Origin of the sequence: Cupriavidus sp. CuC1 (genome assembly GCF_044627735.1) — a bacterium.
In the GTDB taxonomy this organism is placed as follows: Bacteria; Pseudomonadota; Gammaproteobacteria; order Burkholderiales; family Burkholderiaceae; genus Cupriavidus; species Cupriavidus ulmosensis.
This window is the reverse complement of the sequence record NZ_JBIUHC010000005.1, coordinates 83878-108100: the sequence shown is the minus strand read 5'-3', so window position 1 is coordinate 108100 and position 24223 is coordinate 83878. Positions and strand designations below refer to the sequence as shown.

At 67.6% G+C, this 24223-nt stretch carries 19 protein-coding genes; 7 read left to right on the top strand and 12 right to left on the bottom strand.

The genetic code is table 11. The annotated features are described in order from the left end of the window. Positions 1–18: 18 nt before the first annotated feature. Together ACGLHR_RS03490 and ACGLHR_RS03485 are read left to right on the top strand one after the other, a co-directional pair. Entirely contained in the window at positions 19–828 is an 810-nt protein-coding gene (locus ACGLHR_RS03490; protein WP_400091927.1) for a glutamate racemase, read from the top strand. Further along, a complete protein-coding gene (locus ACGLHR_RS03485; protein ID WP_400091925.1) occupies positions 825–1817 on the top strand; it encodes a Bug family tripartite tricarboxylate transporter substrate binding protein in 993 nt (330 codons plus the stop codon). The genes ACGLHR_RS03490 and ACGLHR_RS03485 overlap by 4 nt, the downstream gene beginning before the upstream one ends. Here the strand turns inward: ACGLHR_RS03485 and pcaD are convergent. From pcaD to pcaH, 4 genes are all read right to left on the bottom strand, one after another. Beyond that, positions 1814–3016: a 3-oxoadipate enol-lactonase gene (gene pcaD / locus ACGLHR_RS03480; protein ID WP_400091923.1), complete on the bottom strand. Its 1203-nt coding sequence runs from the start codon at positions 3014–3016 to the stop codon at positions 1814–1816. The two genes, ACGLHR_RS03485 and pcaD, sit on opposite strands and share 4 nt — an antisense overlap. A 153-nt stretch (positions 3017–3169) precedes the next feature. After that, a complete protein-coding gene (locus ACGLHR_RS03475) occupies positions 3170–4546 on the bottom strand; it encodes a 3-carboxy-cis,cis-muconate cycloisomerase (RefSeq protein WP_400091922.1) in 1377 nt (458 codons plus the stop codon). 112 nt (positions 4547–4658) lie between these two features. Further along, positions 4659–5237, bottom strand: coding sequence for a protocatechuate 3,4-dioxygenase subunit alpha (gene pcaG, locus ACGLHR_RS03470; RefSeq protein ID WP_318237025.1), 579 nt, complete (start codon positions 5235–5237; stop codon positions 4659–4661). 3 nt (positions 5238–5240) lie between these two features. Continuing rightward, entirely contained in the window at positions 5241–5966 is a 726-nt protein-coding gene (gene pcaH / locus ACGLHR_RS03465; protein WP_400091921.1) for a protocatechuate 3,4-dioxygenase subunit beta, read from the bottom strand. Between the two features lie 95 nt (positions 5967–6061). Here pcaH and ACGLHR_RS03460 point away from each other — a divergent pair, with 95 nt between their 5' ends. Continuing rightward, the gene (locus tag ACGLHR_RS03460; RefSeq protein ID WP_400091920.1) at positions 6062–7024 is read left to right on the top strand and encodes a LysR substrate-binding domain-containing protein; all 963 of its coding nucleotides are present in this window, start codon (positions 6062–6064) and stop codon (positions 7022–7024) included. A gap of 103 nt (positions 7025–7127) precedes the next feature. On the opposite strand, the gene mdtD is transcribed toward ACGLHR_RS03460, so the two are convergent. The 7 genes from mdtD to ACGLHR_RS03425 all read right to left on the bottom strand — a co-directional run bounded on the left by mdtD (position 7128) and on the right by ACGLHR_RS03425 (position 18038). Further along, positions 7128–8564 (bottom strand): multidrug transporter subunit MdtD, encoded by a 1437-nt coding sequence (mdtD, locus tag ACGLHR_RS03455; RefSeq protein ID WP_400091918.1) that lies wholly within the window; start codon positions 8562–8564, stop codon positions 7128–7130. A gap of 140 nt (positions 8565–8704) precedes the next feature. Then, the gene (locus ACGLHR_RS03450) at positions 8705–10819 is read right to left on the bottom strand and encodes a TonB-dependent receptor family protein (protein ID WP_400091917.1); all 2115 of its coding nucleotides are present in this window, start codon (positions 10817–10819) and stop codon (positions 8705–8707) included. Between the two features lie 72 nt (positions 10820–10891). Beyond that, positions 10892–13093, bottom strand: a complete 2202-nt coding sequence (locus ACGLHR_RS03445; protein ID WP_400091916.1) for a PQQ-dependent dehydrogenase, methanol/ethanol family — start codon at positions 13091–13093, stop codon at positions 10892–10894. A gap of 209 nt (positions 13094–13302) precedes the next feature. Further along, positions 13303–14793, bottom strand: coding sequence for a phenylacetaldehyde dehydrogenase StyD (styD, locus tag ACGLHR_RS03440; RefSeq protein ID WP_400091914.1), 1491 nt, complete (start codon positions 14791–14793; stop codon positions 13303–13305). Between the two features lie 616 nt (positions 14794–15409). Continuing rightward, positions 15410–16429 (bottom strand): helix-turn-helix domain-containing protein, encoded by a 1020-nt coding sequence (locus ACGLHR_RS03435; RefSeq protein WP_400091912.1) that lies wholly within the window; start codon positions 16427–16429, stop codon positions 15410–15412. Positions 16430–16628: 199 nt separating this feature from the next. After that, complete coding sequence (locus tag ACGLHR_RS03430) at positions 16629–17684, bottom strand: class I SAM-dependent methyltransferase (protein WP_318237786.1); 1056 nt, start codon at positions 17682–17684, stop codon at positions 16629–16631. A 48-nt stretch (positions 17685–17732) separates the two neighbouring features. Continuing rightward, on the bottom strand, positions 17733–18038 hold the full coding sequence (locus ACGLHR_RS03425) for a hypothetical protein (RefSeq protein WP_318237785.1): 306 nt from the start codon (positions 18036–18038) through the stop codon (positions 17733–17735). A 171-nt stretch (positions 18039–18209) separates the two neighbouring features. Between ACGLHR_RS03425 and ACGLHR_RS03420 the strand changes: the two genes are divergently transcribed. Both ACGLHR_RS03420 and ACGLHR_RS03415 read left to right on the top strand, forming a co-directional pair. Beyond that, positions 18210–21347, top strand: a complete 3138-nt coding sequence (locus ACGLHR_RS03420) for an ATP-binding protein (protein WP_400091910.1) — start codon at positions 18210–18212, stop codon at positions 21345–21347. A gap of 59 nt (positions 21348–21406) precedes the next feature. Next, complete coding sequence (locus ACGLHR_RS03415; RefSeq protein WP_318237783.1) at positions 21407–21655, top strand: nickel-binding protein; 249 nt, start codon at positions 21407–21409, stop codon at positions 21653–21655. A gap of 25 nt (positions 21656–21680) precedes the next feature. Here the strand turns inward: ACGLHR_RS03415 and ACGLHR_RS03410 are convergent, their stop codons facing one another. Continuing rightward, positions 21681–23006, bottom strand: coding sequence for a PLP-dependent aminotransferase family protein (locus ACGLHR_RS03410; protein WP_400091908.1), 1326 nt, complete (start codon positions 23004–23006; stop codon positions 21681–21683). A 102-nt stretch (positions 23007–23108) separates the two neighbouring features. Here ACGLHR_RS03410 and ACGLHR_RS03405 point away from each other — a divergent pair, with 102 nt between their 5' ends. Both ACGLHR_RS03405 and ACGLHR_RS03400 read left to right on the top strand, forming a co-directional pair. Continuing rightward, the gene (locus tag ACGLHR_RS03405) at positions 23109–23738 is read left to right on the top strand and encodes a LysE family translocator (RefSeq protein ID WP_400091906.1); all 630 of its coding nucleotides are present in this window, start codon (positions 23109–23111) and stop codon (positions 23736–23738) included. Positions 23739–23801: 63 nt separating this feature from the next. After that, on the top strand, positions 23802–24149 hold the full coding sequence (locus tag ACGLHR_RS03400) for an antibiotic biosynthesis monooxygenase family protein (protein WP_400091905.1): 348 nt from the start codon (positions 23802–23804) through the stop codon (positions 24147–24149). The last annotated feature ends 74 nt before the right edge of the window (positions 24150–24223 follow it).

Below are 24223 nucleotides of genomic sequence, written 5' to 3'. Positions count from 1 at the left end.
CCCACTCACCGAAATGTCATGGATCCCTTCGCCACGCTGCATCAACCCATTGGTGTCTTCGACGCCGGCATCGGCAGCTATGCCGCCGTACGGCTCCTTCAGGAGCGCTTCCCCAGCCAGGACCTGATCTATCTCGCCGACCGCGCCAGCTTTCCCTACGGCGGCAAAAACAGGCAGGCCTTGCTGGAGGTCACGGCGCAAGCCGTGCAACGCCTGCAGGGGCTGGGCGCGAGCGCCATCCTGATGGCGTCCAATGCGCCTTCGGTCACCGTGCTGGAGGATTTGCGCCGCACCGCCAGCGTGCCGCTATTTGGCGTGGTGCCGCCGGTTGCCGAGGCCCTGGCGCTGTCGAAGTCCCGGCAAATCGGCGTCCTGGGCGTGCGCTCGATGGTGCAGAGTCCCGAGCTTGGCGCGTATATCGCCGCGGCCAGCCGGGGGCGCGGGCAAGCATTTTCGTTCAACGCCTCCGCCCTGGTCGACCTGGTGGAGTCGGGTGCGTTCCTGACCGATCCCGCGCGCACCGCCGCGCAAGTCGACGCCTTCGTGCGTGCAATTCTCGCCACGCAACCAGAGATTGATGTCTTCACGTTGTCGTCCACGCACCTGCCCTGGCTCGATGCCTACTTCCAGCGGCTGTTTCCCGGCAAGGCCTTCGTCGATCCGGTGCGCGCCTCGATCGAAGCGCTCGAGTGCCTGACGACAACCGGCACAGGCCGGGTCGTTTGTGCTGTCACGGAAAACCCAACGCATACCGCATCGGCGTTCCGTTCGATGCTGGCCGCCATGCGCATCGACCTGCAACCCGTCGTCCTTGGAGACCCTCAATGAAATCCTGTTCACCGCTTTACCATCCAATGCGCCGGGCCTTGCTCACCGTCTTGCTGGCCGCGACGAGCCTCGCGGTGCAAGCCGAGGTGTTCCCCGCCAGGCCGATCACGCTGGTGGTGCCCTTTCCCGCAGGCGGCACGACCGACTACGTGGCCAGGGTGGTCGCTGACCGGCTCGGGCAGCGGCTGGGCAAGGCCATCGTCATCGATAACAAGCCAGGCGCCGGCGGCAGCATCGGCATGGGGTTCGTGGCGCGCAGCGCTGCCGACGGCTACACGCTGGGCATGGCCACGGTCAGCACGCACGTGGTCAATCCCGCCTGCAACGCGCACCTTCCCTACGATGCGGACAAGAGCTTGCGGCCGATCACCAACCTGGCGAATACGGCGAACGTGCTGACGGTCAGGCGGGATTTCGCGGCAAGCGATGCGCGGGCGCTGCTCGACATGATCCAGCGCAGCCCGGGCAAATTGTCGTTCGCCAGCACCGGCACCTGCAGCGGCACGCACATCATGGCCGAGCAGTTCCAGGCGGCTACCGGCACCCGTCTCGTCCACGTGCCTTACAAAGGTGCCGGCCCGGCACTCAACGACCTGATGGGCGGCCAGGTCAACATGATGTTCGACAACCTGCCCTCGTCCATGCCATACATCAAGAGCGGCAAGCTGCGCGCGCTGGCGGTTGCGTGGCCCAAGCGCCTGCCCGCGCTGCCGGACGTTCCCACTTTCGCGGAACTTGGGCTGAAGGCCGTGAATGACGGCGCCTGGTACGGCCTGGTGGCACCAGCCGGCACCCCGGATGCCATCGTGCAGCGCATCCAGGCCGAAGCGGCCAAGGTACTGGCCGAGCCCGCGCTGCAGGAGCGTTTGCGCGCGGCAGGCGCGGAGCCCGCCGGCAACACGCCCGAGCGCTTCGCCGCGGACATCCAGGCCGAACGCGGCAGGATCAAGGCCCTGGTGGCGAAGCAGGGCATCGAGCTGGAGAACTAGCCCTTGGCCGCAACTTCCGCATCCACCGCGGCAAACACTTCCTCCGCCATATGGAAGGCCGAGTTGGCTGCCGGCACGCCGCAATAGATCGCGGTCTGCAGCAGCACTTCCTTGACCTCGTCGCGGCTCACGTTGTTGTTGGCCGCGGCGCGCAGGTGCAGCTTGAGTTCGTCGCTGCGGTTGAGCGCCACCATCATGGCGATGGTGATCAGGCTGCGCGAATGGCGCGGCAAGCCTTCGCGCGTCCAGATCTCGCCCCATGCATAGCGCGTGATCAGGTTCTGGAACTCTTCGGTCAGCGGATTGAGCTTGGCCAGCGAGCGATCCACGTGGGCGCTGCCCAGCACCGCGCGGCGCACGGCCAGGCCGGCCTGGTAGCGCTCGCCATCGTTGGCGGGACGGCTGGCGGGCTGTTGCGCATCGCCGCCCAGGAAGTCCAGCAACGCCTCGGTGAAGCGCGCCGGCTGCTCGCGGTTGGACAAGTGGGCCGCCTCCAGCTCCAGATACTTCGCGCCCGGAATGGCGTCGGCCAGCGCGCGCCCTTCCGCCGCCGTGGTGGACGGGTCCGCGCAGCCGGCAATCACCAGCACTGGCACGGGAATCGTCTTGACCGCCTCGCGCAGGTCTGCGTCGCGCACCGCCGCGCAGTTGGCGGCATAGCCGCGCGCGTCCAGGCCGGTCAGCACGTTGCGCAGGTCGTCCAGCTGGTTGCCGGCGGCGCTGACGAAGGCTGGCGTGAACCAGCGCTGCAACGAGCCTTCCACCAGCGGCGCCATGCCGTCGCGCAGCACGCCTTCGATACGCGTGTTCCACGCATCGGGCGTGCCGATCTTGGGCGCGGTGTTGGCCAGCACGATGCGGGTGAAGCGCTGCGGCGCGTTCACGCCCAGCCACATGCCGGTGAGGCCGCCCATCGACAAGCCGCAGAAGGCGGCCTTCTGGATCTGCAAGGCGTCCATCAACGCAATGACATCGCTGCCCAGCTCCGCCACGCTGCTCGGTCCCGGGGGCAATGCGGACTGGCCGTGGCCGCGGGTGTCATAGCGCAGGATGCGCAATGACTTGCCCAGCGCTTCGGCCTGGGGCGCCCACATCGTGTGGTCGGTGCCCAGCGAGTTGGAGAAGATGAGGACGGGCGCGGTGGCCGGGCCTTCCAGCGTGTAGAAGAGGCGGTTGCCGGCGTGGGTGATGAAAGGCAAGGTGGTCTCCAGAGAATTGGGTTCGGTGCGTTAGTTCACAACGCGCGATTGCAGCGTCTGATCGAAGCGTCTAGTCGAAGCAAATGATCGAAGCAACCAATCGCAGCGTCAGTCGACATACAGGTACGTGTCTTCTTCAGTCCTGGAACAATCTCAATGCTGTGCGGCGTCGTGCCGCCATGCCGCCAGTACGGCATCGACAAAGCCCCCGGCCTGCCCGGCATAGTTGGCGGGATCGCAAACCTGGTCCAGCGCCGCCGCATCCATCAGCCCGGCATGCGTGGGATCCTCGGCCAGGGTCGCGCCCAGCGCTTCGCGCAATGTCGTGCCTTCGGCCCCAGCCCGGCGGCAGGCGCCTTCCACCAGGTGATGCGCGGGCAGCCGGCCAATCTTGCCGCCGAGCTCCAGCATGGCGGCTTCCGCCAGGATCAGCCCGTGCGTCAAGCCCAGGTTGGCGCGCATGCGCGCGGCATCCACCTGCAATCCTCCCACCACTTCCAGCATTTGCCGCAATGCCCCTGCTGCCAGCGTGACGATTTGCGGCAAGGTATCCCATTCCGCCTGCCAGCCACCCAGCGCGCGCTCATGCTCCTGCACCATGCCGGCCAGCATGGTCGCCACCAGTGGCGGCACGCGCACGGCGGCGGTGAGCACGGCGGCGCAGCCAACCGGGTTGCGCTTGTGCGGCATGGTGCTGGAGCCGCCGCGCCCGGGGCCGGTGGGCTCCGCTACCTCGGCGACTTCCGTCTGCATCATCAGCGACACGTCGCGGGCGATCTTCCCCAGCGTGCCGGCGAGCATGCCGAGCGTGGTGGCCACCTCGACCATGCGGTCGCGGTAGGCATGCCAGGGCGTGGCGGCGACCTCCAGCGAGAGCTCGCGGCCAAGCGCCGTTGCCACCGCCGGCGCGGCGGCACCCAGGCTGGCCAGCGTGCCGGCGGCGCCGCCGAATTGCAGCGCGGCAGCCTGCGTGCGCGCGGCGCCGAGGCGGCGCAGGTCGCGGAGAAGGGCATCGAGCCAGCCGGCGGCCTTGAGGCCAAAGGTGGTGGGCAGCGCGTGCTGCAGCCAGGTGCGCGCCACCATCGGCGTGTCACGGTGCTGCGTGGCGAGCGCAGCGCAGGCATGGCCAAGCGCCTTGAGATCGGCGTCGACGGCCTGCAGCGCTTCACGCAATTGCAGCACCATGCCGGTGTCGATCGCGTCCTGGCTGGTGGCGCCCCAGTGCACGTAGCGCGCGGCTTGCGCGTCGCGCGCGGCCACGCGGGCGGTGAGCTGCTTGACGAGCGGAATGGCGAGGTTGCCGCCCGCCACGGCGGCGGCGGCCAGCGCGTCAAAGTCGATCTCGTCGGCGCGGCAAGTGGCGGCGATCACCGCGGCGGCGTCCGCGGGGATGACCCCGCAGCTGGCCTCGGCACGCGCCAGCGCAGCTTCAAAATCGAGCATGCGCTGGACCGTTGCCGTATCGGAGAAAGCGGCCAGCGTGGCGGCGCTGCCGAACATCGGGTCGGTCAGTCGGGATGAAGTCGGCATCGATTCAGGTTCGCATCGGCATGGAAAAACCCCAGCGCCGGACCATGGCAGGTCCCGCGCCGGGGCTCGTTGCAGCGCGGGGCGCTGGCAAAGGCAATGACTGCGCCCAGGATCAGATGTCGAAGAAGACGGTCTCGTCCTGGCCTTGCAGCACTACCTGCCATTGCAGCTTGCCTGCGCCTGCCTGCTGCGCCACCAGCGTATGGCGGCGCGCTGCGCTCACCTGCGACAACGCCCAGTCGCGTGCGTTGGCCTGCGCTTCGTCCGGGAAGTATAGGCGCGTGGACAAATGCTTGAGCAGGCCGCGCATGAACAGTGAGACGACGATATGCGGCGCCTGCGGCTGGCCGTCGGGGCCGGGCACGGGACCCGGCTTGACGGTGACAAAGCGGAAGCTGCCGTCGGGCCCGGTCGGCAGCCGGCCAAAGCCGGTGAAACCCGGCACCAGTGCCGTCCCGGCGCCATCGCGCGCGTCCTCGGGGTGGCGGTAGCGGCCGGCCGGGTTGGCCTGCCAGATCTCTACCATGCCATCGGGCACGGGATCGCCCTTGCCGTCGACCACGCGGCCTTCGATCACGATGCGCTCGCCCGTCAGTTCGGGGGCCTCGGCGGTCAGGTCGGCGCGGTCAAGGCCGGACAGGCCGATATGCAGGTAGGGTCCAACGGTCTGGGATGCGGTGGCGTACAACATGGCTTACTCCATCGGCGTGGCATCGCGGCCACGCAGCACGATATCGAAACGGTAGCCGAGCGCGTACTCGGGGGACGTGGTTTCCCAGTCGAAGGCGGCCACCAGGCGATCGCGGGCCTTGACGTCGGGCACGCAATTGAAGATGGGATCGAAGGCGAGCAGCGGGTCGCCCGGGAAATACATCTGCGTCACCAGCCGCGTGGCATAAGCGTTGCCGAACAGCGAGAAATGGATATGCTGCGGCCGCCAGGCGTTGTGGTGATTGCGCCAGGGATAGGCACCGGGCTTGATGGTCTTGAACTGGTAGCGGCCCTGCGCGTCGGTCACCGCGCGGCCTTCGCCGGTGAAATTGGGATCGAGCGGCGCGTCGTGCTGGTCGCGCTTGTGCACGTAGCGGCCGGCGGCATTGGCCTGCCAGACCTCGATCAGCGCGTTCGGCACGGGACGGCCGTTTTCATCGAGCACGCGGCCGCTGACCAGAATGCGTTCGCCGATGGGCTCGCCGGCGTGGCCGGCGGTCAGGTCGCTGTCGCCATTGCGCACGAACTCGGCGCCGAACAGCGGGCCGGTCACCTCGGACAGCGTCTGGTTCAGCGCCACCAGCGGCTCGTTGGGCGAGCGCAGCAGCGTGGAACCGTAGGGGTCAAAGCGGTATTCAGGCTGGGTGTCCCAGTAGTGGCGGCGATATTGCGCCAGCCCTGGCGGCAGCTTGATGGGCGAGTCGGCCATGATACGTGTCTCCGTGGGGTGGAATTTTCATTACTTTATTTGCATATAGAACGCATGTATATTGAGTTTTTCGACTATTTGCATAACTTTTCGATATGCAAGCCACCTTCCAATCCACCTTCCGCAACCGGGTTCGCCTGCGCCACCTCCATTGCTTCGTGGCCGTGGCGCAAACCCAGCACCTGGGCCAGGCCGGAGAGCAGCTTGGCCTTAGCCAGCCCGCTGTTTCCAAGACCCTGACCGAGCTGGAGGAGCTGCTTGGCGCACGTTTGCTCGCCCGCAGCCGGGCAGGCACCGACCTGACCGAGCTGGGCCAGCGTTTTCTGCGCCACGCCTTGCGCGTGCTGGAGGACCTGGACGAAGCCGCGGTTAGCATCGGTAGCTCGGCCACCGCGGGGCGTCGGCATATCCGGCTGGGCGCCCTGCCCAGCGTGGTGCCGGACTTGCTGCAGGAGGCGGTGCTGGCGTTCCGCCGCACGCATCCGGAAGTCGGCCTGGCGGTGCAGACGGGCATGAACCGCACGCTGATCGATTGGCTGAAGGCCGATCTGCTCGATATCGTGATCGGCCGCATGGACAATCCGGCGGTGATGGAGGGGCTGTGGTTTGAAATGCTGAACACCGAGCCGCTGCTGCTGGCGGTGCGCAAGGGACATCCGCTGAGCGCGATGCCGCCGTCCATGGCAGACGTCATGGCCTTCCCGCTGGTGGTGCCGGCGCAGGGCTCGGTGCCGCGCCACAGCGCGGAAAGCCTGCTGGCGCGTCACGGCTTCGTGTTGCCGCACGGCGTACTGGAGACCGCGGACGCGTACCTGGGCCTGCTCATCGCGCAGAAATCCGACGCCGTCTGGCTGGCGCCGCGCTGCGCCATGCGCCAGGCCTTGGAGGACGGGGAGCTGGTGCTGCTGCCCATCTCGGGCCAGGGCAGCGAGGAGCCGGTCGGGCTGCTACGTCAGGGCGGGCGCGACCTCGACGATGCCGCCGAGGCCTTTGTGCAGGATCTGCGCGAGCGCGCCGCCCAGCGCTCGCGCGGGCTGGCGCCCAAGGCGAAGGGGTAAACCCGTGCACGAACCCGCCGAATCGCCGCGGCCCGCTCCCACCCCTTGATTAGCCAAAGCCAGCGCGGCGGTCAGCCCCCCCAGCTGCCGCGCATCGCTCCCCTTACATCTCGGTCGCGTCTTCGATTTTCTTGCCGGCCGGACGCGCCACGTCAGGGGACAGCTGCAGGAAGATCCACGCGGAAGCCGAGGTAATCAGCCCCACGCAGATAAACGTGGCATGGAACGCCGGCAGCGCGCTGGTAGCGCCGTGGCGGCCGAAGGTCCCCTGGAAGGTCGCCAGCAACGCACCGGCCGACGTCACCGCCAGGCTCATCGACAGCATCTGCACCATCGACAGCAGGCTGTTGCCGCCGCTGGCCCCGGCCGTGCCGAGATCCTTCAGCGTGACCGTGTTCATGGCAGTGAACTGGATCGAATTGACCGCCCCGAAGATGGCCAGCTGCACCAGCACCAGCGCGAGCGGCTGGGTGGGCGAGATCAGCGCGAACGACGCCATCGCCAGTCCCACCACGAAGGTATTGGTGACCAGCACCTTGCGATAGCCATGGCGCTCGATCAGCCCGGTGGCAAGCCGCTTGGATGCCATGCCCGCCGCCGTGATCGGCAGCATCATCAGGCCCGCCTGGAACGGCGAATATCCAAGGCTGATTTGCAGTGTCAGCGGGATCAGGAACGGCATGGCGCCATTGCCGATGCGTGCAAACAGGTTGCCTAGCAGGCCCACGCTGAAGGTATGGATGCGAAACAGCCGGAGCGCAAACAGCGGGCGCCGTCGCCGCGTGGCGTGCAGGACATAAGCGGTGAGCGAAGCCATGCTGGCGATCAGCAGCATCAGCACGGTGGCATGCTCGAAGCCAAGTTCCGCCAGGCCATCCAGCGAAAACGAAATCGTCAGCATCGAGATCGCCAGCAACAGATAACCACCAAGATCGAACGGCGCCACGCCGTGCAGGCGCGCATTGGGCATATAGCGCATGGTAGCCAGCCCGCCCAGCAGCCCCACCGGCACATTGATCAGGAAGATCCAGTGCCAGGAAAAGGTCTGGGTCAGCCAGCCCCCCAGCGTCGGCCCGATCAGCGGCCCCACCATGCCGGGAATCGCCACGAAGCTCAGCGCCTGCAGGTACTGGTCCCGCGGAAACGTCCGCAGCACCGCCAGCCGGCCCACCGGCAGCAACATCGCGCCGCCCACGCCCTGCACCACCCGCGAGACCACCAGGAAGGTCAGGCTGTTGGAATATGCGCAGGCCAGCGAGCCGACGACAAACAGCACGATGGCGGTCTGGAAGATGGTGCGGGTACCAAAGCGGTCCGCCAGCCAGCCCGACGCCGGGATGATCACCGCCATGGTCAGCGAGTAGGCAATGATCACCGACTGCATCCGCAGCGGGCTCTCCCCCAGGCTTTTGGCCATTGAAGGCAATGCCGTATTGACGATGGTGGAATCCAGCGTCTGCATGAAGAAGCCGATAGCGACCACCCACAGCATGATCTGGCGAGTGCGGTCGTCGGTGGCAAGCGATGTGGTGTCTTGCATGGGATGTGGGCGTAGAGCGGCGCTGGGGCGGCGCTGGGGCGGCTGTCGGGATAGTGTAGACCAGCGGCCACGGGCCCGGTGCCGGTGCCGAGGCCGATGCCGACGACATCCGATGGCAAGGTAAGCTTGCCGCCCGCCGCTCAGATCTCCGCCCTCAACCCCACAAAAAACCGCCGCCCCGGCGCTGGCTCGAAGTACCGCCCGTTGCTCTCGTTGACGATCACCGACCCGATGTAATGCCGGTCGGCAATATTGTCGATCCGGCCATACGCGTACCAGCGCATGCGCCCCACGCGGAAGTTGTATCCAGCGCGCAGGTTGAAGGTGGTGTATCCCGGCGCATATTGCGTGTTGAGGTCGTCGGCAAAGACGCGCCCTTCCACGCGCATTTCCACGCCCAGCGTGAGGTCCGCCACCGGCTTGTACGTGGCCTCGGCGAACAGGCTGTGGCGGGAGGTGCCGGGCAGGCGCTTGCCGGAGGCTACCGTTGCGCCCTGCGCATTGCGAAAGGCGTCGCCAAAATAGGCATCGAGCCACGTATAGGCCAGGCCGGTGCCATAGCGCTCGCCGGGGCCATAGGTGCCGCGCCAGCCGAGTTCCAGCCCGCGGCGGTGTACGCCGTTGACGTTCTGGTAGACGGAGCGGCCGCTGTCGTTGGACAGTGGCACGATCTCGTTGTGGCTGCCGGCATCGAACAGCGCGGCTTCCAGCCGTTGCCCCTTGCCTTGCCATTTGACGCCGATCTCGCCCTGGCGGCTGGTGGATGGCTGCAGGCCGAGGTTGGTGCCGGTGCCACCGGGGCCGTAGGCGACTTCGGTCAGCGTCGGGGTTTCAAAGCCGCGGCCAAGGTTGGCGTAGACATTGAGCGAGTCCAGCGCTTGCCAGACCACGCCGAGCACGGGGCTGACGTTGTTGTAGGTGGCGGTGCCGCTATTGTCGGGGCTGGCCGCGGTGATGTAATGATCGTCGATGCGCAGCTTGACCTGGCTGGCGCGCACGCCGCCGACGAGCCGCCAGGACGGGTTCCAGGTCCAGTCGAACTGGGCGAAGGCGCCCAGGCTGCCGGCCTTGTCGGTCTCGTCGCGGCGCAGTGCGCCCTGCGTGCCGTTCTGGTTGACGAAGCCGGTGCGCGCGTCGCGCATGCCGTCGGCGTCCACGCCGGCGCTCCATAGCAGCGGCAGGCCGCCCACCATGGTGTTGTGGTGCCACGACATCGCACCGCCGCCGTAGGATCTGTCGATATCCACGATGCCACCCGCCGACGAGGGCGCGATGCCGCTGAAGCCCAGGTACTGGGTCAGCTCGCGGGTGCCCCCATAGAGGCGGAATTCAAGGTTGTCTTTATCGCTTAGCCGTTGCTCGACCAGCACACCGCCCTGGTTCTGCCGGACGCTCTTGCGGGTATTGAACTGCGTGGCCAGCGCCACCGCCTGGCGCGGGTTGGCGTCGGCCTGGGCGCGCGTGAGGCCAAGCGGATCCTGTGCCTGGGGCTGGTCGAACGCGTTGAACAACAACGTGACACGGGTGCCGGTGACCGGCTCCGCGACTACCTTGGCATTGAGCTGGCGGCGCCGGGCCGCGCTGTGGTCGCGGTAGCCGTCGGTCTCGAACGTCCATGCGTCCAGCACGCCGCCGATCTTATCGTTGCCGCCGCCCACCGTCACGCCGGCCATCCATTGGCCGTCGGAGCCGAATCCGGTGGCGGCGCGCGCCATCGGCGCCTTGGGCGGATCGGGCGTGAAAACCTGGACGACGCCGCCCGAAGCGTTGCCATAGAGCTGGGCAAAGGGGCCGCGCAACACCTCGATACGGCTGGCATTGGTGAGATCGGCGGTGGAGGCCTGGCCCTGCCCGTCCGGCATGGTGGCGGGAATGCCGTCCACAAACAGCCGCACGCCGCGCACGCCGAAGGTGGAGCGGCTGCCAAACCCGCGCACGGCAAGCTGCAGGTCTTGCGCGTAGTTCTGGCGCTCGCGCGCGGCAACGCCAGGCACGCCCGCCAGTAGCTCGGAGAGGTTGACCAATGGGCTCGGGGCGCTCAGCGAGTCGACGGGGACGCTGTCGATCGCGGCCGGCGCGTCAAAGCGTTTCTGCTCCGCGCGGCTGACGCTCACCACCACGTCGGGCAGCGTTTCCTCGGCCAAAGCCGCACCGGGCGCGGCGGCAAGCATCGCCGCCGCCAGGCAGCACAGGCGGTGCGAAGCCTCTTCGGAAACCCGCCTCCTTCTTCGCGCACCGCCCTTGTTGCCAGCCATATCCCTGCCCTGAGTTTGTTGATCGCTTCCTTTACTGCTGTACGGGCAGCGTGCCCGGCCGCTACTCGGCGCCTACTTGGCCATTGCCTGGCTCTTGGGCCGGATCGCGTCCGCGGTGCCCTGGATAAACGCCTTGATCTTCTCGACATCGTCCGCGCTCAGCTTGCCGGTGAAGTCTGGCATGCCGCGCGCCATGGCCGGTCCCTTGAAGATGAACTTGTCGAGATTTTGAATATAGGCGTTATCCAGATAGCCGAGGTTGGGAATATTGCCGCCGCGATCCACGCCGGGCACGCCATGGCAGAGCACGCAGTTGCTGACGTAGAGCGCCGTGCCGGCCGCGACGTTGGCCGGATCGTACTTCACGCCCGACAGCAATTCACCCGCGCGGTACTGCACGAACGCGGGCATCGGCGCCTTGCCGCCGACCGCGAAGGTGTAGACCGTGCCCGGCCCCTGCCGCTCGGTGGCGCGCTGGGCCTGCCCATAGACGCCACCCCAGCCGACCGCGACGGACACGTACTGCTTGCCGTCCACCAGATAGCTCACAGGCGCCGCGATCACGCCGGTGCCTGTGGGAGACTCCCACAGCTTGGCGCCGGTGGCGGCGTTGTAAGCGATGAAACGGCCATCGGCCGTGCCCTGGAACACGAGGTTGCCGGCGGTGGTGAGCGTGCCGCCATTCCACGGCGAGACCTGCTCCTGTGTCCACACCGCCTTTTGCTGCACCGGATCCCAGGCGATCAACCGGCCGAAGGGCTTGCCGGTGGGCGCTTCGACATTGAGGAGCTTCGCCGTGTTCCAGCCCACGTTGCCGTGCGGCTGGCCCGGCTGCTTGCCGTTGAACGTCCAGTTCTTGTCGTCCATCAGGTTGAGGGGCACGTGCTGGGCCGGCAGGTAGACCAGGCCGGTCTGCGGATTGAACGACATCGGATGCCAGTTATGCGCGCCATAAGGCCCGGGGATGGCGTCATAGGGCTTGTCGGTGGCGCGCGCCTCGGGCAGCTCGATCGGGCGGCCGTTCTGGTCGTAGCCGCTGGCCCAGTTCACATCGACGAAGTTCTTGGCCGAGATGAACTGGCCGTTGGTGCGGTCGATGACGAAGAAGAAACCGTTCTTGGGCGCATGCAGGATGACCTTGCGCGCCTTGCCGCCGATGTTCAGGTCGGCCAGGATCATCGGCTGGGTGGAGGTGTAGTCCCAGTTGTCGCCGGGGGTCTCCTGGTAGTGCCAGACGTACTTGCCGGTATCGGGATCGAGCGCGACGATGGAGGCCAGGTAGAGGTTGTCGCCGCCGGCCGGGCTGCGTTTGCTGCGCGACCAGGGCGAGCCGTTGCCGGTGCCCACATACATCAGGTTGAGCTCGGGGTCGAAGGCCAGCGTGTCCCACGCGGTGCCGCCGCCACCGGCTTCCCAGTACTTGCCGGCCGGGTCCCAGGTCTTGGCCGCCTTGGCCATCGAATCATCCTCGAACGGCTTGCTGGGGTCGCCGGGCACGGTGAACCAGCGCCATTTCTGCTCGCCGGTGCCGGCATCGTAGGCGGTGATATAGCCGCGCACGCCATACTCCGCCCCGCCGTTGCCGATGATGACCTTGCCCTTGAACACGCGCGGCGCGCCGGTGATGGTGTACGAGTGGCTGCGGTCGATGATGGTGTCCTTCTCCCACAGCTTGCGGCCGGTGCCGGCATCGAGCGCGATCAGGCGGCCATCATAGGAAGCGACAAAGACCTTGCCCTGGTACAGCGCCACGCCGCGATTGACCACATCGCAGCAGCCCTTGAAGCCGATCGACTTGTCGACCTTCGGGTCGAAGGTCCAGATGCGCTTGCCGTTGCGGGTGTCGATGGCATGCACCACGCTCCACGATGCGCTGACGTACATGATCCCGTTGACCACCAGCGGCGTGGCTTCCACCCCGCGCGTGGATTCGAGATCGTAGGACCAGGCCAGCCCGAGGTCCTTCACGTTGTCGGCATTGATCTGCGAGAGCCGGCTGAAGCGGGTTTCCGCGTAGTCCAGGCCGTAGCTGGGCCAGTCGGGTGTCTTGGCGGCGTTGGTTTCAATGAAGGCACCGTCGACGCTACGGGTGACGGTACGGATGTGATCGGCGCTGGCCACCTTGGCCGGCGGCTTGGCCTGCGCAGCCGCCAGCGAGAACGCCGCCAGCCCCGCTACCAGCATTGCCACCTTGCGTGACAGGCCCGCGTGCTTGCCGGTGCGCTGCGCAACGCGCGGCCAGCAGGAGAAAACCCGCTCGGGTTCTTGGCTCATTGTGTCTCCTCTTTTTTTGCTTCTTCTTCGGGGGAAGCCAGGCTGGTTCCATGCCAGCGGCTGGCCAATGGCGCGACGGACATCGCCCGTCGCGCCACCGGATTGCAGCAGGGCCTAAGAATGGCCGCAGGGGTAGGTTTTACACACTCGGGATTACCCGCAGAACGGTTGGCCCGAGATGCCCCCCTCGCCATGCGTGGCGATGCCGCTTAGTAAGCCATGCAGACCGACTTGATCTCGGTATAGGCCTCGATGGCGGAGCGGCCATGCTCGCGCCCGACCCCGGATGCCTTGTATCCACCAAAAGGCATGTTGGGGTCCACGATATTGTGCGTATTGACCCAGACCGTGCCGGCATCCAGGCCATCGACCAGCCGCTGCACCGCGCGCAGGTCGTTGCTCCAGATGCTGGCGCCCAGGCCGTACTCGGACCGGTTGGCCTCGGCCAGCACGGCCTCGGGATCGTCGAACGGCATGGCCACCACCACCGGCCCGAAGACTTCCTCGCGCACCAGCGTCAGGTCCTTGCACGCGGAGTTGGCCACCACGGTGGGCCGCACGAAATACCCGGGGCGGTCCAGCGCATCGCCGCCCGCGACGATCTGCGCGCCTTCGCTGCGCCCGGTGCCGATCAGCCCCATGACCTTGTCGCGGTGGCGCGCCGACACCAGCGGCCCCATCTGGCTGGCGGGATCGAGCCCGGAGCCCAGCACCGTGGCATTGGCCACCTTGCCCAGCCCCTCCACCACCTGGTCATAGTGGCGGCGCGCCACGTACAGGCGCGAGCCGGCCGTGCAGACCTGGCCCTGGTTGAGGAAGATGGCGCCGGCCGCGCCCTGGATGGCATGCGCGGGATCGCAGTCATCCAGCACGATGACCGGGCTCTTGCCTCCGAGCTCCAGCGACACGCGGCGGATATCCTGGCCGCAGCGCGCGCCGATCAGGCGCCCGACTTCGGTGGAACCGGTGAAGGTAATCTTGTTGACGCCGGGATGCGCCACCAGCGCCGCGCCGGGCACGCCGTCGCCCGTCACCACATTCAGCACGCCCGGCGGGAAGCCCGCTTCCAGCGCGAGCTCGGCCAGCCGCAGCGCGGTGAGCGGGGTTTCCTCGGCTGGCTTGAGCACCACGGTGCAGCCGCAGGCCAAGGCCGGGGCGATCTTCCAGACCGCCATCAGCAAGGGGAAATTCCACGGCACGATGGCGCCCACCACGCCCACGGGCGAGCGCCGCGTCATGGCACTATAACGCGTGCCCGGCGGGAACGGCACCGAGACGTCCAGCGTGCTGCCTTCGATCTTGGTGGCCCAGCCGGCCATATAGCGTAGCCACTGCGCGCTGCCGCCCACTTCCAGGCCTTGCGAGAACGCCAGCAGCTTGCCGTTGTTGAGGGTTTCGAGCCGGGCCAGTTCGTCGCCGTGCTGCTCGACCAGGTCGGCCAGCTTGAGCAGCAGGCGCTCGCGCTGGGCCGGCATCATGGCGCGCCACGTACCGCCGGCAAAGGCGCGCCCGGCCGCGGCCACCGCCGCATCGATATCCGCCGCGCCGCCCGCGGGCACGCGCGCAATCTCCTCGCCGGTGGCGGGATCGAACACGGCAAAGGTCTCGCCGGACTCAGCCTGGCGCCACTCGCCGTCGATCAGCATGGCATTGCGGATGGCCTGGTCCAGGCCGCTGCGGGCTTCCTTGGGTGCATTCATCTTCGTCTCCGGTTGGTCTTGGCTGGTACCTTGTAATGGAGATCGAAGTTAGCATCGCGGGCTTGCCGCCGCTTGTCTGGCCGTGCACAAAGCTTGTCGATGCGTGCAAAACGTGGGAAAGGCTGAAGCCAATGGCGCTTGGCGCCACAACGCCACAATGAGCGCCCGCCCTCTCCCCCGGCCCCTCTCCCACAAGTGGGAGAGGGGGAGTCAACCAGCGGAAGCAGAATCGACATCGTCAGACCAACGATTCGGCGTAGCCGTGTGACCCGCCCCCAGGCGGGGAACACCCAAGCGCGATGCGAAGCGAGCCGTCAAGGTGTGCAGAGGCCGTATGGGGCGCCTCGGGATTCGACGAAAAGAGCGGAAAAGAGGGACCCATGTCTGAGTATCGCCTCAAGGCGATGCGAGTTTGGGTCCCGGCCGCTCTTTTCGTGAAATCCCGAGGGGGTGTCGCCCCATCCGGCGCGCCTTTTTTGCCTACTTTTTTGGCAAGACAAAAAAGTAGGTCGCCGCCCCGCAGGGGTGGTGAAACTGCAGTTGATTTTGACGTTAAGCAGTTGAAGCTGATTTTGCAGTTGCAGTTGCAGTCACAGCTACCCCCCCATCCCCCCATCTAATGCCGCAAAGCAATACACCCGCCCCCGGCATTCTGCTGCCGCCACTGCGAAGGACTCATCCCAAACCGCTCATGAAAAACCCGACTGAAATGCGCCGCATCGGCAAACCCCAGCGCAAACGCAATCTCGGTAATGCTGCGCCCGGCATCGCCGCTGCCCGACAACCGCAACGCCGCCTGACGCAACCGGCGCGACAGGATATAGGCATGCGGCGTCTGGCCAGACTCGCGAAACAGGTTATATAAAGTGCGACGCGAGACGTTCAACACCGCCGCGAGGCGTTGTGCCGACAGCTCCGGATCGTGCAGTTGCGCATCGATGAACTCGGCAAGCCGGCGCATGCGCGCTTCGCCAAGATGCCGCGCCACGGCAGCGTCCGCGCCATCGCCAAGGGCCGCCGGCGGCGGCGTGTGGGCGCCTTGCAGCGCCGTCTCCATCAACGAGACCACGGAGTCCTGCAGCACGATCTGGCCCTGATGATCCAGCAGGTGCCCCGCGCAGGTGTCGTGCAGCATGGCGCCCAGCGCCGACAATGCGATGCGCGCCGCGCCCTCCCCGCGCAGCGCCCGGCCGCCCAGGCTGGTCGCCGCCTGCCGCCAGCCGAAGGCACGTTCCTGCGGCACCAGCAGCACCAGCACCCGGCAGCGGTCCGCCATCTCGATGCTATAGGGCTGCGCGGTATCGTAGATCGACCACATGCCTGGCTCCAGCGAGGCCTCGTTGCCGCGCTGCGCCACGCGGCTCTGCCCGCTGAGTTGCCAGAAGATCTTGAAGTACCCCGCGTCGGATGCGGCCACGTGCCGGGCCTCGCGCGCCACCCGGTGCGCGTCGACATCCATGTCCGCCACCGCGCTGGCGCCGAAACGCGCATAGCTGACATGGCAATGAAAGCCCCCGCGCGTCTGGCGCGAATAATCGAGCGGCAGGAAACTGGTATCGATGGCTTCGCGCCATTGGTCGAAGGTCACGGTGGTCAACCGCGCCGGCGTCTGCTGCAGGTGCTGCGCTGCGGGCATCAGGACATCTCCAGTAGCCGGCGGTGTACGGGGAACATGCGGGGACATGCGGAGAACACGCCGGAGGCCTCGAAGGTGGTTGCAAAGCCTAATGGAAAGCCCGCGGGCCGACAATGGGAACAATTACGCAGGCGCGCCGGCCCGCGTGGCGACAAGCGTGCGGATCCGGCATCACTTCTCGCCATGCCCCCAACCCTGGCTAAGGGCGCGCCTCGTAGATCAGGTTGAACGGCGTTTCCGTGGCGCGGCGAAAGCGCCTGAAGCCGCCGCGCGTCACCACGTCCCGGATGCGGTGCTCGCCAGCCTGCGCGCCCAGGCACATCGCGCCCTCCTGCGCGCGGGACGCCGGCGTGCAGATGAAGGTCGAGGCCGAATAGAAGATCCGCCCCACCGGGTTGAGGTTCTGCTCCAGCCGATCCTGCGCGAAGGGCTCTACGATCATCCACGTGCCGTCCGGCTTCAGGCTGTTCCACACGTGGTGCGACGCGCCGACCGGGTCGCCCATGTCGTGCAGGCAGTCGAACATGGCGGCCAGGTCGTAGTCCCCACCCGAAAACGTCTTTGCGCTCGCCACTTCGAAGCGCACCCGGTCTGCGACCCCGGCGCGCTGCGCTGCCTCGGTGGCGTAGCGGATGGACGGCTCGTGATAGTCGAAGCCGTGGAAGGTGGAGTCCGGGAAGGCCTGCGCCATGATGATGGTCGACGCGCCGTGCCCGCAACCAATGTCGGCCACGCTGGCGCCGGCTTCCAGGCGTGCCTGCACGCCGTCCAGCGCGGGGATCCAGTCGTTCACCAGATGGGCCGCGTAGCCGGGCCGGAAGAAGCGCTCGGTGCCATGGAACAGTGCCGCGTCGTGCTCGTGCCATCCCACGCCTTGCCCGGAGCGGAAGGCCTCGACAATTTTCGGGATGGCCTTGAACTGCGCCACGGCGATCTCGAAGGCGCCAGGGATAAATGCCGGGCCGCCTTCCACGGTGAGGGCAAAGGCTTGCTCCTCGCTGAGGTGGAACTGGTCGGTGGCCGGGTCGTATTCCACATAGCCGCTGGCCGCCTGGGCCGACAGCCATTCGCGCACGTAGCGCGCGTCGGTGCCGGTGTCGCTTGCCAGTGCCTCGGCCGACAGCGTTTTGCCGGCGAGCGCCTTATAGAGGCCGAGCTTGTCGCCCACCACGATCGTCGCGGCATGCATCACCGCGCCGAGGTCGTGTACGAAGTTGCCCATGAATGCGTTCAGTTTGCTGTCGTCGATTGCCATGGCGGGCTCCCTGGATGGAAAGAATCTCTTGCTGCATGCGATGCGACATCAGACCACGCGGTAGATTTCCCAGCGGGCGGTGCCGGAGACCACGAACGGTTCCAGCTCCTTGCCCCATTGCGCGTGGGCCGGAATCGCTGCGAGCCGGGCCCAGGCGCTATCCAGTTCGCCGAGATTGTTCACTTCCCAGTCGTGGACCACCGTCGCCTCCAACGCGCCGATCGACCCGGTCAGCAGGCGCCCGGTGACGAGGCCGACTTGCGGGGCAATCTCGCGCGCCCACGCCTGCAGGCGTTCGATGACTTCTTGCTTGTGCCCGAAACGGGCATCGATCTGCCATCTGGCTATCAACATGATGTGGCTCCTTGAACGTTGGATACCGGGATCCGCACCGGAATGCCGCACGGCAAGTAGCGCCTGGCCCCGGCAACACCCGTGTGCTACCTTTTTGAGGGGTCCCGCCGCGGCGTCGCCCCACCAGTTCCACTATCGACTGGCATCGTTGGAATCACGGTTGGAGAAAGCGTGGCAGCCATTGGCCAACTTGGAATCCGCCTGCTGGGTGACCTATGCGTGACCCGTAACGGCGAGCCGCTGCCGCTGCCAGCCTCAAGGCGCACCCGCGCGCTGCTGGGCTACCTGGTGTGCACCCACGCCGCGCAATCGCGGCAAGCGCTCTGCGACCTGCTCTGGGATGGCCCCGACGACCCGCGCGCGGCGTTGCGCTGGAGCCTCACCAAGCTGCGCCCCCTGCTGGACGACGCCATCGCGACACGGCTGGTCGCGGATCGGGAGCGGGTGGTCTTTGCCGCCGAGGGGGCCTGGGTGGACATCGCCCGCATCCAGGCCCTGCTCCCGCCCGGCCTTGAGGGCGCCTCGCTCGGCGCGCTGGAAGAGGCTGCCGGCCTGCTCCAGGGCGAGTTCCTCGCCGGGCTGGACCTGGCCCGCTGCTACCGCTTCTATCACTGGTGCACGGCCGAACGCGAACGGTACGACGCGCTGCGCCGCGCGGTGCTAGCGGCGCTGGTGGTGCGGCTGGAAGCCACGCCTGCGCTGGCGCTGCCCTACGGCCGGGACATGGTCGCCGCGGACCCGCTAGCCGAGTCCGCGCATGCCATGCTGGTCACGTTGCTGGCGGCAGCCGGGCGCTACCCGGACGCCGAGCAGCACTATGCCTACGCGCGAGACATGCTGCGCCGCGAGCTTTCCACCCCGCCCGGCGGCCCGCTGGACACGGCGATCCACCGCGCGCGCCGGGATATGCAGGCCATGGGCGCGGCCATCGAACCGCAGGCGCCTGGCGTCGGGCCGGCCATGGCGCCGCCTGACACCAGCGGCCAGCCCGCACCGCTGAGCCGGCCATTGGTAGGACGCCTTGCCGAGCGCGCCGCCATCGACCGGCTGGTTGGCGGCGGCAACGAGAGCGGCTCGCTGCTGCTCTTGCTCGGCGAGCCCGGCATCGGCAAGACCAGGCTGCTCGACCAGTTCGCCGAGCGGGCCAGCGCATCCGGCTTCCAGGTGCTGCGGGGACGCTGCTACGAAGCCGAGATGGTGCGGCCGTACGGCCTCTGGCTCGACACGCTGCGCGGCATCGCGACCGACGCGGTGCCGGCGGATGCGGCGCCACTGCTCGCGGGCGGCGGCCTGACGGATGCGCACCGCGATGGCAGCCGCGAGCAACTCTTCGGCGCTGCCGCCAACCTGCTGCGTGGCCTTGCCGCAAGCCAGCCACTGGCACTCGCGCTGGACGACCTCCAATGGCTGGATGAAGGCTCCGCCGCCCTGCTCCACTTCCTATGCCGCACGCTGGAGCCAGCCTCGCGGATGCTGTTCGCCGGCGCCGCGCGGGCAGGCGAGATCGACGACAACCCATGGGCCAAGGGCCTGCTGCACTCGCTCGCGCGCGAAGGCCGCCTGCTGCGGCTGCCCCTGGCGCCGCTGGACGTGCCCGAGGTCGCGGCCCTGCTCGGCCCCGCGCTTGCCGCGATGGATCCCCAGGCCGTTGCGCGCGACAGCGGCGGCAACCCGCTGTTCGTGCTTGAGCTGGCAAGCGCCCGCGACCGGGCGAGCGGCGACGCCGGCCCGCACCGCACGCTTGACGCCCTGATCTCGGAGCGCCTGGACGCGCTGGAACCCGGATCGCGCGAGCTGCTGATCCGAGCCTCGGCGATGGGCCGCGAGCTGCGGCCACAGTGGCTGGCCGAAGTCTCGGGCATGCCCCTGGCGCCATTGCTGACGACGCTCGGACAGCTGGAGCGGCGCGGATTGCTCAAGCCGACCGGCGAGGGCCACTTCGACTTCAGCCATGACGTGGTGCGCCAGGCCGCCTGTCGCGCCATCTCCCCGCCCCGGCGCCGCATGCTGCACCGCCTGATCGCGCAGCAACTGCTGGCGGCGTGCACGGACGACCCCAGGCTATATGGCGAACTGGTGCACCACGCAAGCCTCGCCGACGACGCGCCGATGACCGCGCTAGCCTGCCTGTCCGCCGGTGAGCATTGCCTGCGCGTCTACGCCAACGGCGAAGCCGCCACGGTCGCCGAGCGCGGCCTGGCGCAGCTGGAGCGGTTGCCGCACGGCGCCGAGCGCGCGCGGCTGGCCATTGGCTTGCTCAAGCTGCGCGCGGTTGCGGCAACCAGCGCCGGCGCCCGGCAATTGCCCGCGCTGATCGATGCGCTGGAGAATGCGATCAGCGCCGCGCAAGACCTCTCGCTGCACGAGCAAGCCGCCACCGGCCTGCACATGCTGTCGTGGCTGCACCAGCAGGGCAACGACACCGAGGCCGCGCGCCGCGCCATACTGGAAGCCGAGCGCATGACGCGCAAGGCCGATGCCACCACGCGCTGCCAGCAACTCGCCAATACCGCCCGCTGCCTGCTGGAGGTGGAGGCCGACCTGCCCCGGGCGCGCTCCATGATCGCCGAGGCCGACACCCTTGCCGAATCACTCGACCTCAAGGTGATCGAGCTGAAGTGGGGTCATGGCTTGCTGGCCCGTGTCGACGGCGACCTGGCGGCCGGCCACGGGCATGTCGCACGCGCGGTCGCGGTCGCCCGGCAGCGGCAGGATCACTGGCGAGAGTACGAATGCCTGGTCTGGCTGGCAACGATTGCGTTCGAGCTTGAGCGGTTCGATGAAGTCGTCGCGCACAGCGCGGACATCGAGCAGGCTGCGCGGCGCATGGGCGGCATGGGTGGAACAGGTGGAACAAGCGGAGCAGGCGAAACCGGCGCGCCGTTTGCCAACGCCCTGGGCGCGCTGGCCAGGCTCCGGCTCGGGCAGCCCGCCGCGCAAGCCGAACTGGCGGCGGCACAAGCGGCCATGCGCAGCCTGGACGACAAGGCGCACCTCGCCTACGCGCTCAACGCCACCGCGGCGATGGCGCTCGACCAGCGCCACAGTCACGCGGCAAGCGCTTGCGCCAGCGAGGCGCTTGAAGCGGCGCGGGCCGTGCGCCGCCTGACGGAAATGACAGTGGCGGCTTCATGCCTCGTGCAGGCCGCCGCCTGCGCCGGCGATGCGCCCCGCGCGGCCGAGCTGCTAGCGGAGCTGCGCTGGCTGGTAGCCGGGCAGCGATCCAGCGCGCGGGCGGCGGCGGCGCTGGACCGCGCCGAGCTGGCATGCCGCGGGATTCCAACGCTTACGCCAACGCCGGGGCACTAGGCTTGCCTTCATGCACTTCCCCGAGATTGCAGTCCCCACCGCCCCGAAGGAGGCCCGCCATGTCACACATCGTCGTTGAACGCAGCTTTGCCACCCCGCAATCGGATGACGACATGAAGATCGTCGCCGACCGCGAGCGCCCCTGCCTCGCCCTCTACAACGTCACCTGGAAGCGCAGCCTGATCGCGGCCGACCGCAAGCGCATGGTCTGCGAATACGAAGCCCCGGATGCGGAAACGGTACGCAAGATCCAGCACGAGGCGGCGGCAAGCTTCGACCGCGTATGGGTAGGCGACGTCATCGAATGAGTGTGAAGCCAGAGTGCGAAGCCCGCTAGCCGAGCACCGCCCGGCGCACTTTCACCAGCGCGTCCTCCAGCGCTTCATGCGAAATGGAGCCAATCGCCAGGCGCAGCGCATGCGGCACGCTTGGCGTGGCGGCAAACGGCTGGGCCGTCGTGACCAGAACGCCCTCCCGCTCCAGGCCGGCGGCGACGCGGTCCGCGCGCAGTTCCTCCGGCAAGGTCAGCCAGAGATAGTAGGAAGAGCGATGCGCCTCGAAATCGCAACCGCGCAGCACGCGGCGCGCCAGGCTTTGCCGCAGCCGCGCATCCTTGCGCTTTCGATCCTCGAGATCGTCGACCAGCCCGGCCTCGATCCAGTGGCACCCCAGCGCCACGGTCAGCGTTGGTGTATTCCAGGTCGAGACGCGGATCGCGCTCTCCAGCGCGGGCACCAGCGCAAGGGGCGCGGCGACAAAGCCCACGCGCAAGCCCGACGCGACGCTCTTGGACAGCCCCGAGACATAAACCGTGTGCTCGGGCGCGTAGGTAAAGACCGGCTTGGGCGCTGGCTCGGCGAGGAAAGCATAGGCGCCATCCTCGATGACCAGGAAACCGTGCTTCATGGCAAGCTCGGCGAGCCGGGCCCGGCAGGCGTGCGCCATCACCGTGCCGAGTGGATTGTGCATCGTCGGCATGGCGTAGACGGCACGCACCGGACGCCGCTTGCATAGCGCCGCCAGCCGCTCCAGGTCCATGCCTTCTACCGTGTGCGGCACCGCCTCCAGGTCGAGGCGGTGCGCCTGCGCAAGCCGCTTCATGCCGGGATAGGTCAGCGCATCCACGGCCAGGACATCGCCCGGCTTGAGCAGGCCCATTACCGTCACGGCGAGGCCCTGCTGCGCGCCATTGACGATGAGCACCTGCTCGCCGCCCACCCGGATGCCCCGGTTGCGCAGGTGCCTGGCCGCGGTCTGCCGCTCGTGCGCCCGCCCGCCCTGGGGCGCCGAATGCAGCAGCGCGTCGAGGTCCCCCGAGGCCGCAATGGTGCGCAGGCCATCGCGCAGCATGTCGACCTGGCCGGGCAAGGACGGATAGTTGAAGGTGAGATCGACCGCGCCGAAGCGCGCGGGGTGCTGCTCCATGCCAAGGCCGCGCGGCAGCGAGGTGTCGCGCACAAAGGTGCCCCGGCCGGTCTCGCCGACGACGAGCCCGATCGATTCCAGCTCCTTGTAGATGCGCGACGCGGTGGCCAGGGCGATGCCATGCTGCTTCATCAGGGCGCGAACGGTCGGCAATTGCGTGCCTGGCGGCAGCGCCCCTGCGCGGATGCGGCCCGCGATCTCGTCCATGATGGTCTTGTAGCGGGCCGTGATCATGCCTGGGTCTGCGCTCCGTCGTTGTATCTAGAACAATTTTTTGTTTGTATCAGACACAAAGATTACGCTACCAGCCTCGACTACGCAAAGGGGAAGGCAGGCATGATTGAATTCGCAACCCTGTCGGTGTTCGCCGCGGCCGTGATGGTGCTGCTGCTGTCACCCGGGCCAAACATGGCCTTCGTCATGGCGCACGGTGTCACCTACGGCCTCGGCGGCGGCGCGGCGGCCGCGCTCGGCATTGCCGCGGCGGACCTTGTGCTGACCGTGCTGACGGCAACCGGCATCACCGCCGTGATTGCCGCCTGGCCCCCGGCGTTTGACCTGATCCGGTATGCGGGTGCCCTGTACCTGCTGTGGATGGCCGGCAAGGCGCTGCGCCGCCCGCTGCTGCCGCTGGGCGCGGTGACCCAGCAGACCTCGCTGAAATCGGTGTTTTTCCGCTCCACGCTCAATAGCTTGCTGAACCCGAAAGCGTTGCTGTTCTTCATGGTCTTCCTGCCGCAGTTCGTGGACCCGGGCAAGGGCAACGTGGCCCGGCAGTTGATTGTCCTGGGCTGCGTGCTGACGGCGATCAGCACCGTGTTCCACGGCCTGCTGGGCGCGGCCGGCGGATCGGCACGGCGGTTCCTCAGCCGCAACCCGCGTGCCGCAGTCTTCCAGAAATACGGGCTTGCCGTGGTGCTGGTGCTGCTGGCGCTAAGGCTGATTGCAATGCCAAGGGCGTCCTAGCCGGCGCACATGGCGGGCGCTTCCATCCAGATCCATAAAAGACGACACGAAAGACCACACGAGATGTACATCGCAGCCTTTATCTACAAGCCCGGCGAGATCGACGAAAAGTTCCAGCGACTGAGCGCGGTCATCGACGACGTGGCGGCCGGCATTGCCGGCTTCCTGGGGGCCGAATCCTGGCGCTCGCCCGACGGCAAGCTGTCCAACGCCAGCTACTACTGGCGGGATCAGGAAGCCCTGCGGGCCTTCGCTACCCATCCACGCCACCTCGACGCCAAGCGCCAGTACCGCAAATGGTATGACGGCTATCACGTCGTGGTGTCAAAAGTGGAGCGCGTCTATGGCGACGGCACCCTCGCCCACTTCACGCGGTGCGGCGCAGAAGAGAAAAAAGGCCGGTCGATCTGACCGGCCAAGCGATCCTCGCGCAAAAGCAAGGTCGATATGATTGTTGGCGGCAGCCTCCATGCGAAGGATGCCGC

Bases quoted from the DNA above. Each gene is read 5' to 3' on its own strand.
- ACGLHR_RS03490 (WP_400091927.1), top strand. From the start codon at position 19: ATGGATCCCTTCGCCACGCTGCATCAACCCATTGGTGTCTTCGACGCC.
- ACGLHR_RS03485 (WP_400091925.1), top strand. From the start codon at position 825: ATGAAATCCTGTTCACCGCTTTACCATCCAATGCGCCGGGCCTTGCTC.
- ACGLHR_RS03475 (WP_400091922.1), bottom strand. From the start codon at position 4,546: ATGCCGACTTCATCCCGACTGACCGACCCGATGTTCGGCAGCGCCGCC.
- pcaG (WP_318237025.1), bottom strand. From the start codon at position 5,237: ATGTTGTACGCCACCGCATCCCAGACCGTTGGACCCTACCTGCATATC.
- pcaH (WP_400091921.1), bottom strand. From the start codon at position 5,966: ATGGCCGACTCGCCCATCAAGCTGCCGCCAGGGCTGGCGCAATATCGC.
- ACGLHR_RS03460 (WP_400091920.1), top strand. From the start codon at position 6,062: ATGCAAGCCACCTTCCAATCCACCTTCCGCAACCGGGTTCGCCTGCGC.
- mdtD (WP_400091918.1), bottom strand. From the start codon at position 8,564: ATGCAAGACACCACATCGCTTGCCACCGACGACCGCACTCGCCAGATC.
- ACGLHR_RS03450 (WP_400091917.1), bottom strand. From the start codon at position 10,819: ATGGCTGGCAACAAGGGCGGTGCGCGAAGAAGGAGGCGGGTTTCCGAA.
- ACGLHR_RS03445 (WP_400091916.1), bottom strand. From the start codon at position 13,093: ATGAGCCAAGAACCCGAGCGGGTTTTCTCCTGCTGGCCGCGCGTTGCG.
- styD (WP_400091914.1), bottom strand. From the start codon at position 14,793: ATGAATGCACCCAAGGAAGCCCGCAGCGGCCTGGACCAGGCCATCCGC.
- ACGLHR_RS03435 (WP_400091912.1), bottom strand. From the start codon at position 16,429: ATGCCCGCAGCGCAGCACCTGCAGCAGACGCCGGCGCGGTTGACCACC.
- ACGLHR_RS03430 (WP_318237786.1), bottom strand. From the start codon at position 17,684: ATGGCAATCGACGACAGCAAACTGAACGCATTCATGGGCAACTTCGTA.
- ACGLHR_RS03425 (WP_318237785.1), bottom strand. From the start codon at position 18,038: ATGTTGATAGCCAGATGGCAGATCGATGCCCGTTTCGGGCACAAGCAA.
- ACGLHR_RS03415 (WP_318237783.1), top strand. From the start codon at position 21,407: ATGTCACACATCGTCGTTGAACGCAGCTTTGCCACCCCGCAATCGGAT.
- ACGLHR_RS03410 (WP_400091908.1), bottom strand. From the start codon at position 23,006: ATGATCACGGCCCGCTACAAGACCATCATGGACGAGATCGCGGGCCGC.
- ACGLHR_RS03405 (WP_400091906.1), top strand. From the start codon at position 23,109: ATGATTGAATTCGCAACCCTGTCGGTGTTCGCCGCGGCCGTGATGGTG.
- ACGLHR_RS03400 (WP_400091905.1), top strand. From the start codon at position 23,802: ATGTACATCGCAGCCTTTATCTACAAGCCCGGCGAGATCGACGAAAAG.